This is a genomic window from Streptomyces sp. NPDC093094, from assembly GCF_044754345.1.
In the GTDB taxonomy this organism is placed as follows: Bacteria; Actinomycetota; Actinomycetes; order Streptomycetales; family Streptomycetaceae; genus Streptomyces.
In genome coordinates, this window is record NZ_JBIVOX010000004.1 from 123,277 (window position 1) to 133,855 (window position 10,579).

Here is a 10,579-nt window from a genome sequence, read left to right on the forward strand (position 1 = left end):
TTCGTCGTCGAAAGCACCGTCACTGTACCGACGGCCGCACGGCGGGCAGACGGGAATTCGGGTTACCCGGACATGACGCAATCGAACGCGTGAATGAAACAAGGAAATGCATTCACGATCGCATCGCCCGAGCAGGGCCACGGCCACCCGGGCGGCACCGGCCGTGAGCCGACGCGTCACGCGTTCCCGGTGCGGCCGGTCAGGACAGGAACTCGACGTACCCGTCGCTTCCGTGCACGCGGATCCGCTGCCCGTCCCGGATCAGCCGGGTGGCCCGCTCCACGCCCACGACGGCCGGCAGGCCGTACTCCCGGGCGATCACCGCGCCATGGGTCATCAGGCCGCCCACCTCCGTCACCAGTCCGGCGATTCCGACGAACAGCGGGGACCAGCTGGGATCCGTGAAGGGCGTGACCAGGATGTCGCCGGCCTCGAGATCGGCCTCCGCCATGTCGAGGACGACACGGGCCCGTCCCTCGACGGTCCCGGCGGAGACCGGCACGCCGGCCAGGGCTCCGGCCGGCACGTCGTCGCGCCGGTACGCCCCGGTGAGGGCCTCACCGTCCGAGGTGAGCACCCGGGGAGGAGTGAGCGCGTGGTACGACCGGAACGCGTCCTTGCGCTGCCGGATCAGCCGGTCGTCCGCCTCGCCGGAGCGCACGACGTCGTGGAGCTCCTGGAACGTGAGGTAGAAGATGTCCTCCTCCTCGGCCAGCACACCGGCCCGCACGAGGCGCCCGGCCTCCGCCGTCAGGGCCTGCTTGTAGACGAAGGAGCGGCTGACGATGTCGTACTTCGGGTACTCCCGGTACCCGATGAACGCCCGGACCCGGTCGATCATCCGCTTGGCCTCCGCGGCCTTGCGGTTCCCGTCCGGCAGGGCCCGCAGGCGTGACAGCACGTCCCGCTCCTTCTCCAGCGCCGCCCGCCGGCCCTCCTCGAAGCGCCGTTCGGCGGCGCCCGGTCCGAACGTCCTGACGTTGTCGAGGATCACGGGCACGAGCGTCGTGGGGCGCTCGCGCCAGCGCGGCCGCGTGATGTCGATCTCGCCGACGCAGCGCATGCCGTACCGGTCGAGATAGGCGTCGATGGCGTCGCGCGCCTCGGCGCCGCCCGCGAGGTCCGCCAGCCCGTCCAGGAAGTCCTCGTCCTCGACGCCCCGCAGGAACGCCACCACCTCCGGATGCGGGCGGATCACGTCCGCGACGTCGAGCAGCGCCAGCCCCATCTCCGACGTGACGTTGCCGGGGACGGACAGCGTGAGCGTGTCGGCCGCGTTCTTCTCGCCCAGCCAGTCCCGCAGCTTGTCGTTGAGCCACCAGGTGGCCTCCATCCCCGCCATGACCGCCTGGATGTTCAGCGGATCACCGAGAACCCGCTTGTGCTCCTCGAAGGCGTCCAGCAGGAAGTCGAACAGCGCCGGTCCGGTCTTCGTCCGGATGCCGCGTGCCAGGGCGTCGACGGACGCCTCGCTGCGCGCGATCAGCTCGGCGACGACGGCCGGATCGGGCTCGGCCGGGACGGACGTGCCGCCGGCGGGCGGCCCGCCGGGGCCCGTGTCCGGGAGCGGGGGGAGAAAGCCGTCGCGGCCGAGGACGGTCTCCAGCGCGTCCCTGACCAGCGGATCGCCCCGCCCCATGACATCCAGCAGGCTCGCACGGCTCGTGGGCGAGGCCAGGCGCCCGGTCACGTCGACGAACAGCCTCCCGCCGGCCTCGTGCATCGGCACCATGGCCGTCAGCCGCCACAGGGACAGCCCCAGGGGCTTCATGGGATCGGTCATCATCTGCTGATGGCCGACGGAGACATAGACGTGAGGTTCCCGGTCACCGGCCTCGGGAACGGGGAACAGCGTCGTGATCGGCCGGCTCTGCACGATCTGGAAGCCGTCGTCGGCCAGACACCACTCGATGTCCTGCGGGCACCCGAAGTGCGCCTCGATCCGCCGCCCGAGCTCCACGAGCCGCACGGCCTGCGCATCGGTCAGCGCCGGCTCCCGCTGCCGCCGCGGGTCGACCGCCACCTCCCGCGTACCGCCGGCCGGCAGGGCGTCGACGGCCCGCTGCTTGACGGCGATCGTCTTGGCGACGACCTCGCCGTGCCGCACCTCGAAGACGTCCGGGTCGACCAGGCCGGAGACCAGGGCCTCACCGAGGCCGAAGCCGGCGTCCACGGTGGCGACCTTCCGGTCGCCGGTGACGGGGTGGGCCGTGAACAGGATGCCGGCCGCACGCGGGAAGACCATCCGCTGCACGACCACGGCCATGTGGACCGTACGGTGGTCGATGCCGTTCCGCCGTCGGTAGGTCACGGCCCGCTCGGTGAACAGCGAGGCCCAGCACCGGCGGACGTGCTGAAGGACCGCCGCCGGCCCCACGACGTTCAGGTACGTGTCCTGCTGGCCGGCGAAGGAGGCCGTCGGCAGGTCCTCCGCCGTCGCGCTGGACCGCACGGCGTAGGAGGCCCGGTCCCCGGACCGGGCGAGCGCGCGGGTGATCGCCGCCGCGAGATCGTCCGGAAGGGCGGTCTCCTCGACGGTCCGGCGCATCCGCGCGCAGAGCGCGCGGATCTCCTCCCGGTCGTCCGGGGCCACGCGCGACAGCCGGTCGAGCAGGTCGTCGAGGGACGGCGCCTCCGCCATGATCCGCCGGAACGCGTCCGTCGTCACACAGAAGCCGGCCGGCACGCGGATGCCGTCGATCCCCGACAGTCCGCCCAGATGCGCGCCCTTGCCGCCGGCGACCGCGACCTGTGTCTCGTCGATCTCCTGAAGGTCCCTCACATACCGCTCGGTCACCGCGATCCCTCCGGGGCCGCCGTGCTCCGGCGCACCGCACCGGCCGACCGGGCCACCGGAGCCTTCGGCCCCGTCGGACCGTCTGCGCCTCGTCCTCGGTGCACCGACCTCGACACACGCACTCCGTACCCTCATTTCCGCAGGTTGTGGCTTCGGCCGACGATTCTGCGCCGTGACCGGGGCCTTGCCGCAAGCCCCCCGGCGCGCTATAACTTGAGAGAGGCAAGGAGAGTTCTCCTTGCCTCTGTCGTTTCCCTGGCCTCGCCGTTTCCTCGTGCTTCCTCACCGTCCCTCGCAGCGGAACGCCCCGGCACGTCCGGCCGTCCGCGGCGCCGAGGAGCGCAGGGGATCCCCATAGGGTGACCTCATGTCTGCCCGGTTGAGTTCCACGAAATCCCGCGCCGCGTTGCGCACGTCGGCCCGTGTCTCCGCCGACCTGCTGCTCGTCCTCGTGATGCTCGCGGTGGCCCTCTGGCTGCTCGACCGGATGTGGTCGGTGGTCTGGCCGGTCGTCCTCGCTCTGCTCCTCACCACACTGACCTGGCCTCCGACGCGCTTCCTCCGTTCGAGAGGGTGGAGACCGGCCCTGGCCGCGTCGCTGGTGACCGTCCTGTTCCTGGTCGTCGCCGCGGGTGTCGTGGCGCTGATCGCGGTTCCGGTGGCGTCCCAGTCCGGCGAGCTCACCGACGGCGTGGTCGAAGGCGTCCAGAGACTGAGGGAGTGGGCCGCCGGGCCGCCCCTGAACATCGGGGACGCCCAGATCAACAACGCCCTCGACACCGCGGTCGACCGTGCCCAGGACGGTCTCGGCAGCGCGGTCAGCACCGTCGCCACAGGAGTGAGCACGGTCGTCAACGGCGTGATAACCGCCCTGCTGGCACTCTTCCTGATGTTCTTCTTCCTCAAGGACGGGCCGCGGTTCCTGCCGTGGCTCGCCCGTCAGCTGCCCGGCCGGCTCGCCACCGACGTCCCCACCGTCGCCGCGCGTGGCTGGGAGACTTTGGGCTCGTTCCTGCGGTCCCAGGCGTTCGTCGGCCTGATCGACGCCGTGCTGATCGGTCTCGGTCTCTGGGTCCTGGACGTACCGCTGGTGCTGCCCCTGGCGGTGCTGACGTTCGTCACCGCGTTCGTGCCGATCGTGGGCGCGGTGTTCGCCGGGTTCGTCGCGGTCCTCATCACCCTGGTCTCCAACGGTCTGACCGACGCGCTGATCGTGCTGGCCATCGTCCTGGTGGTGCAGCAGCTCGAAGGGAACGTGTTCCAGCCCATGATCCAGAGTCATGGGCTCGGCCTGCACGCGGCGGTGATCCTGCTGGCGGTGACGCTGGGCGGCAACCTGGCCGGCGTCGTGGGCAGCCTGCTCGCCGTCCCCGTCGCGGCCCTGATCGCGGTGGTGTGGAACTACGTGCGCGAGCAGCTCGGCGAGCCGCCGGCGGAGCCGGACGGCGGCGACCCGGCCCCCGGTGCCGCCGTCCCGTCGTGACACCGTGCCCGGCACACCTTGCCGGAACGCCCGGCCCGGCCGGGCTCAGTCGCCGCCGCCGAAGTCCCCGCTGCCGCCGCCGAAGTCCCCGATGTCCGGGCCGTCGTGGTGGCTGTGCGATTCCGTGCTTGTGCCGACGTCGTACCGGGGCGGTGTGCGGCCGGCGACACGGGCGTCGGCCCGGGGCTTCGGGCCGGCCGCACCGGCCGGCGGGTGTCGGTCGGACGGCTTCGACGAAGTGACGGACACCCGGTGACGCGTGTCCGGGCTCTGGCCGGCCAGAGCCCGGGTGACGGCCGTCCGGCAGCGACGGGTGAACCGGGGCCAGGGACGGGACATCTCCTGGGGCCAGGCCGCCGCGAGGGCTGCCAGCAGGGCCCACAGCCCTATCCAGGCGGTGGTCCACAAGGACGGATCCAGGTCGGGCAGCCCGGGGACGGGACAGCGCATGATCATCGCATGCATGGACATGCCGAACGCGGTGACGCAGGAGGCCGTCAGCGCGGTGAAGCGGTAGGAGCCGAACCATTTCCGCAGGGGCGGACGACGTGAGAGAAGGACCTTCCGGAACCGCCCGAAACGGGGGTCGGTGAGCAACTCGTGCACCGTGGCCCCCTTGTGCCGGCGCAGGAGCGTCACGAGCGCGGCGAGGACCGGGTCCTTCTGCGTGCCGAGCCGTCCGCGCGGCACGGTGATCCGGCCGTCGCGGTCGATGTCGGCGTCCCCGGCCAGAAGCAGCAGGCTCACGGCCACCTGCGCCGCGTAGTCCTCCCGCTGAGGTGACGCGCCGTCCCACGGGGCGCCGAGCCACCAGGCCGCCTGTATCGGGTCCACGTCCGCTGTCCGGACACCTCTCAGGAACGTCCGTTCGTCCCGGGTACGCCGCCACCACGCCGCGTACAGCACTGCGTTGACCGCGGTGAACGCCGACAGCCAACCGGCGGCGATCCACGCCGTCGCGTCACTCATGACACGGCCCCCGCCGTCCCGCTCGTTCTCGTCGGACACGCCACCGGACGATCCCCCCCGCAGCCCACCGCTTCCCCTCGAACGGCTGCCGACAGCCTGCCACGCGGGTGCACCGGGAGGAATCCTCCGCCGCGCCGTCCTGCCCGCGGCCGTGCCGGAGGCCGCACGCACACGGGGCACAGACGGGCCCGAAGGCGGCGGAACAGGGCGCCCGGAGGAGCCGCACACCGGATTTCACCTGCCGTTCCCGGGTCGTCCTCCTCGGGGGAGGAGCCCCGTTCGATCCGGGCCGCGACTGTCGGGCCGCCTTGCCCGGACAATGTGAGGACGGAAATCCGTGACCGTGTCGACCGCCCGCCGTGGGCGCCGTGTTCCTGCTCGTCTCCTCGTCGTCGGACCGCTGCTGGCCGCCGGTGCCCTGACCGGTGTGCCGACGGTGCACGCGGCCGCTGCCGACGACATCCGCGTCAACGAGGTGGTGACCACCGGAGGCGTCGACGACTCGATCGAGCTGTACAACAAGGGAACCGCCACGATCGACGTCTCCGGCTGGATCCTCAAGGACGACGACGACATCCACTCGTACAAGATCGCTGCCGGGACCGCGCTGGGACCCGGCGGGTACCGGGCGTTCGACGTCCACGGCACGTTCGGTCTGGGGTCCGCCGACGAAGCCCGCCTGTATCTCGCGGACGGCGTGACCCTGGTGGACGGCTTCTCCTGGAGCGGGCACTCCTCGCCGTCCTGGTCGCGCTCCCCCGACGGCACCGGCATCTTCGGGCAGGCACCGGCCGTGACCCTCGGCGGCCCCAACGGCTGCGGCAGCACGGGCGGCGGGGGCGGAGACCCGACGACCCCGGTGGCGTGGCCCGGCGGCAGCGGCGTGGCGACAGCCGACGCCTCCGGCGTGTTCGGCCAGGACCTCAGCGGCCTCCACCAGGAGGGCGACGTGCTGTGGGGCGCGCAGAACAGCGGAAAGCTGTGGCGCCTGGTGCGGGACGGCTCCGGCGGATGGAAGCCGGACACGACCGGAGGCTGGACCTCCGGCAAGACCCTGCGCTTCACCGGCGGCACGGGCAGCCCCGACAGCGAGGGTGTCACCCTCACCGGCTCCGGCTCCGCCGCAGGGGTGTTCGTCGCCAGTGAGCGCAACGGCGACGCCTCCGGCACCAGCCGCCTGTCGGTGCTCAAGTACGACGTCTCCTCCGCCGGTTCGTCGCTGACCGCCTCCAAGGAGTGGAACCTCACCTCCGACCTGCCCGCGACCGGCTCCAACCTCGGCCTCGAAGGGATCACCTGGATCCCCGACACCTACCTCACCGGCGCCGGCTTCAAGGACGCGTCCACCGGAGCGGCCTACGACCCGGCCCGCTACGGCGCCCACAGCGGCGGTGTGTTCTTCGTCGGTGTCGAGGGCACCGGCGCGATCCACGGCTACGTCCTCGCCGACTCCGGTTCCTCCACCCGCGTCGCCTCCTTCGGCAGCGGCATGTCCGGTGTGATGGAGTTGCAGTGGGAACCCCAGGCCACGCGTCTGTGGGCGGTCTGCGACGACACCTGCGACGGCCGTCACCGCATCCTGAAGGTCGACACCACCGGAACCTTCACCACCACCACCGCCGTCCACAACCGCCCCGCCGGCATGCCCGACTACAACAACGAGGGCTTCTCCCTCGCCGGTGCCGGCGAATGCGTGGCGGGTTCCAAGCCCGTCTACTGGGCCGACGACACCAACGACGGCGGCCACGCCCTGCGCAGGGGCGCCGTCACCTGCTGACACCCGCCCAGGTGCCCCCGACCGGCCCGCCGGTCGGGGGCACCTGCCGTGCCCGGGTCCCGGCGCGGACGGGCTCTTCCGTCGCGCCGTACCCCCGTACGTTCTCGTACACCTGTGCCGGTTACCATGCGCTGCGCGCTGCCCCGGAGGCGGCGCAGGGGTGCCTTTTTTCCAGGGGGAGAAACACTGTGTTCGTACTGTCCATCCTGCTGCTCGTCGCGGCGGTCGTGCTGTTCCTCCTCGGACGCGGCGGCGGCGCCGGCCTGCGGATCGGCGCGGTGCTCAGCGCCCTGGGGGGTGTGCTCGCCGGTGTCTTCGCCTGCGTCCACGTCGTGAGCGCCTACGAGGTCGGCGTGCCGGTGACGTTCGGGAAGGTCGGCTCGCCGCTGACCTCCGGCGTCCACTTCACGTCGCCGTTCACCGACGTCACGTCGTTCTCCACCCGCCCGGTGGACCTCAACCTCAACGACGAGGACGTCGTCGAGGTCCGTTCCTCCCAGGGCGGCGTGCTCTACGCGGACGTCACCGTCAAGTGGTCCGTGGTGCCCGGCAAGGCCGTCGCGCTGTACCGCCTGGCGGGCAGCGAGGACGCCATCCAGGAGCGCCTCGTGCTGGCGGACAGCCGTGAGGTCATCCGCAACGTCTTCGCCGAGCACACCAGCGAGGAGGGCTACGCCTCCGCCCGCGAGCAGATCGGCGCTGAGACCGAGGCCCTCATCAAGGAGCGCCTGGCCCCGCGGGGCATCGACGTCACCGCCGTCAACCTGCGCAATGTGAGGCCGTCGAAGAAGCTCCAGGAGCAGATAGACAAGAAGATCCAGCAGGAGCAGGCCACCGAACGGGCCGTCGAGGCGGGACGCACCGCCAAGGCGCAGGCCGAGCGCAAGCGGATCGAGGCGGAGGGCATCGCCCGCGCCAACAAGATCATCGCGCAGTCGCTGAGCGACAAGGTGCTGTACAACCAGTGCCTGGAAGCCTACAAGGAGGCCGCCAGGGCTCACCCGGTGTACGCGGTGCCGTGCGGCACGAACGCGAACGGCACCCCGGTCATCGTCGACAACGGCAAGGACTGAAGGACTGGACGAGGTTCCCGGCACAGCACACGGCCGGCCCCCTGGGCCGGCTCCGGCTCCTCGCACCGCCGGCACGGCGGGCCGGGGCCGTCACCGTGAGGGTCCTCGTCGGTCTGGTACCGGCGGTACCAGGAAGCGGAGTGACTGGTTGATCATCCGGCACCGGAGCAGGGTGACGGTGTGACCAGACGCTGCCACCGCGCGAACGACGGGCTCGATTCCGGCAACGGCCAAAGGACGGCGCGATGAGGCACGGCGCAGTTCTCGCGGGCACCCTGGCGCTTCTCGCCGGCCTGACGGGTTGCACGGCGGCCGGCGCCGGCACCCCGGCCGCCGGCAGAGCGGCGACCGGCGGCAGCGGTGGTTCCGGTGCGCCTGCGGACCTGACGGGCACCGTCCGGATCCGCGAACTCCACGACCTGTTCATGGCGGACCGGCCCCGCGCGGCGTTCGCGCATCGCGTCGTACGTGCTGCTCCTCGTCGGCGCCTTCGGCGCCGTCCTCGGCGAAAGCACCCTGAGGGCGATCGACGCCGGTTCCGGCTATGCGATCCCGTACGGCGTGTACTCGACCGCCCACTATCTGATCCTGGTCGTCGGGCACGTCGGAGTTCCGCTGGGGGCAAGCCTCTTCGGCGCCGCGCTCGTCCTGAGGAGGCTGTGACCGGGAGCCCGGTTCGAAGCCCTCTGGCCGGAGCCCGCCGGGAACGCGATGCCGGGGCTCCCGCTCCGGTGCGTTCCCCGGCTTCGGATCCGGCCGGTCGAACCGGGCTTCGCCCGGCAGGGCCGTGATCCCGGGAAGCGTCGCCGGCCCCCGGCTCCTTGCGGCGAGACCGGACACCCGTAGGGACCAGGACCCTGTCCGTCCTGCTCGCCGGCGCCGCCCGCACCCCGGAGAACTCCTGTGCGCCGCGGCCAGGGTTCACCCGGCACGGGGAGAGGGACCGACGCGCTCGATCGCCACCATCGCGGCGTCGTCGCCCAGGTGGCCGCCGACATGGCGGATCAGGTCCTTGCGCAGCTGGGACAGAAGCGCGTCCGGACCCTTGCCGGCCATGCCTGCCGCTCGTTCTTCGAGGGGGTAGAACGTGCCGTCCCCGTCGCGCGCCTCGATCACGCCGTCCGTGTAGAGCAGGGCGATGTCGCCGTGCTCGAAGGCGAACGTCGCCGGGCGGTGGCCGGTGTCGGCGAAGCCCGTGAGACCCAGCGGCGGGGCCGGGCGGTGCGTGTCCAGCACGCTGATGCGGCCGTCTCGCAGGAGCAGGGGCGGGGGGTGCCCGCAGCTGATCAGACGGAGCACCGGCTCGTCGTCCGGGATGTCCAGCACGGCGGCGGTGATGAACGACTCGCCCCGGTCCTCGGCCTCGACGTCCGCCGCCGTGGGGTCGTCGAGATCGGACGCGACCGTGCCCTCCAGGAAGGCGACCAGCATCGGCAGGTCGGCCTGACGGTGCGCCGCGCCCCGGAACGCACCGAGAAGCAGTGCGGCGTCTCCGACGGCGGCCAGGCCCTTGCCCCTGACGTCACCGACGACGAACCGGGTCCCTCGCTCCGTACGGGCCGCGGCGTACAGGTCGCCGCCGATCTGGGCCTCGGACTCGGCAGCCAGATAGACCGAGGCGATGCGCAACGGGCCGATCCGGTGGGGGAGCGGCTTGAGCACGACCTCCTGTGCGGCCGTCGCCACCGTACGCAGCCGGGTCACCTCCCTTTCATGACGTTCCCGGCGGGCCGCGAAGGACGTGACGAACACCGACATCAGGACGAGGGTGATGAGCTGGAAGATGTGGTTCAGATCGATGACACTGGTGCGCACCGACGCCACGACCACCTGGGCCAGGACGGCGAGCGCCCCCATGAACGCGGTCGTCCGGGGGCCGGCGAACGAAGCGGTGACGGCGGGTGCCGCGACGAGGAACGGGCCCAGATGGACTCTGGGCGGCGCGAGGATGTCGACCAGCGTCACCAGCACGATGAGCAGGATCGGCACGGCCAGCAGCGCACGGCGTGGCTCCAGGGACGGGAGACGGCGGCTGGGGCGTGCGGGGACCATAGGTTCTGGATACACCTCATCCTGCCCGCCGCGCGTGCCGGGGCGGCGGCATCCGACCGTTCGGGTGGCCCCGCACGGGGAACCGGAGCGCTGCCGGGCACGCCCACCGTGCAGGAGCGGTTTCGGACGGGTCCGGTGCACCTGGGGCGGTTTCTGGACGGGTCCGGTGCATCCGGATCCGGTCCTGCGGGGCCGGGCGGTGGCGCTGACGACGGAGTGACGCCGGGCTGACACCTCTTCCGTACCTTCGGACGAGGCGCTGCCCCGGGCTGTCGACCACCCGGGAACCGCTGACGGCGAGGTGCGACATGGGCGGCATCTTCGGACCGGACCCGGCACGGCCGGCGGCCGGTCCGACGGAACCGGAGACCGGCCCCGCCCCGCTCCGGTGCGGCCGCGGGGCCGGCCGGAACGCCGGCGGCCCGACG

Annotated in this window: 7 protein-coding genes; 4 read left to right on the forward strand and 3 right to left on the reverse strand. The window is 72.0% G+C overall.

Translation table 11 applies throughout. The features are described 5' to 3' along the window. Positions 1–199 precede the first annotated feature (199 nt). A complete protein-coding gene (rph, locus tag ACIQGV_RS09200; RefSeq protein ID WP_402492617.1) occupies positions 200–2,797 on the reverse strand; it encodes a rifamycin-inactivating phosphotransferase in 2,598 nt (865 codons plus the stop codon). A 367-nt stretch (positions 2,798–3,164) separates the two neighbouring features. Between rph and ACIQGV_RS09205 the strand changes: the two genes are divergently transcribed. Beyond that, positions 3,165–4,280 carry an AI-2E family transporter gene (locus ACIQGV_RS09205; protein WP_402492619.1) on the forward strand — a complete coding sequence of 372 codons (1,116 nt, stop codon included), beginning with the start codon at positions 3,165–3,167 and terminating at the stop codon, positions 4,278–4,280. Between the two features lie 45 nt (positions 4,281–4,325). On the opposite strand, the gene ACIQGV_RS09210 is transcribed toward ACIQGV_RS09205, so the two are convergent. After that, positions 4,326–5,249 carry a hypothetical protein gene (locus tag ACIQGV_RS09210; RefSeq protein ID WP_402492621.1) on the reverse strand — a complete coding sequence of 308 codons (924 nt, stop codon included), beginning with the start codon at positions 5,247–5,249 and terminating at the stop codon, positions 4,326–4,328. 337 nt (positions 5,250–5,586) lie between these two features. On the opposite strand from ACIQGV_RS09210, the gene ACIQGV_RS09215 reads away from it, so the two are divergent. The 3 genes from ACIQGV_RS09215 to ACIQGV_RS09225 all read left to right on the forward strand — a co-directional run bounded on the left by ACIQGV_RS09215 (position 5,587) and on the right by ACIQGV_RS09225 (position 8,762). Next, the gene (locus tag ACIQGV_RS09215; RefSeq protein ID WP_402492622.1) at positions 5,587–7,026 is read left to right on the forward strand and encodes a lamin tail domain-containing protein; all 1,440 of its coding nucleotides are present in this window, start codon (positions 5,587–5,589) and stop codon (positions 7,024–7,026) included. Positions 7,027–7,214: 188 nt separating this feature from the next. Beyond that, positions 7,215–8,099, forward strand: coding sequence for a prohibitin family protein (locus ACIQGV_RS09220; RefSeq protein WP_402492624.1), 885 nt, complete (start codon positions 7,215–7,217; stop codon positions 8,097–8,099). A 468-nt stretch (positions 8,100–8,567) separates the two neighbouring features. Continuing rightward, positions 8,568–8,762, forward strand: coding sequence for a hypothetical protein (locus ACIQGV_RS09225; RefSeq protein WP_402492626.1), 195 nt, complete (start codon positions 8,568–8,570; stop codon positions 8,760–8,762). A 258-nt stretch (positions 8,763–9,020) separates the two neighbouring features. On the opposite strand, the gene ACIQGV_RS09230 is transcribed toward ACIQGV_RS09225, so the two are convergent. After that, positions 9,021–10,151, reverse strand: coding sequence for a PP2C family protein-serine/threonine phosphatase (locus ACIQGV_RS09230; RefSeq protein WP_402492627.1), 1,131 nt, complete (start codon positions 10,149–10,151; stop codon positions 9,021–9,023). Positions 10,152–10,579 lie beyond the last annotated feature (428 nt).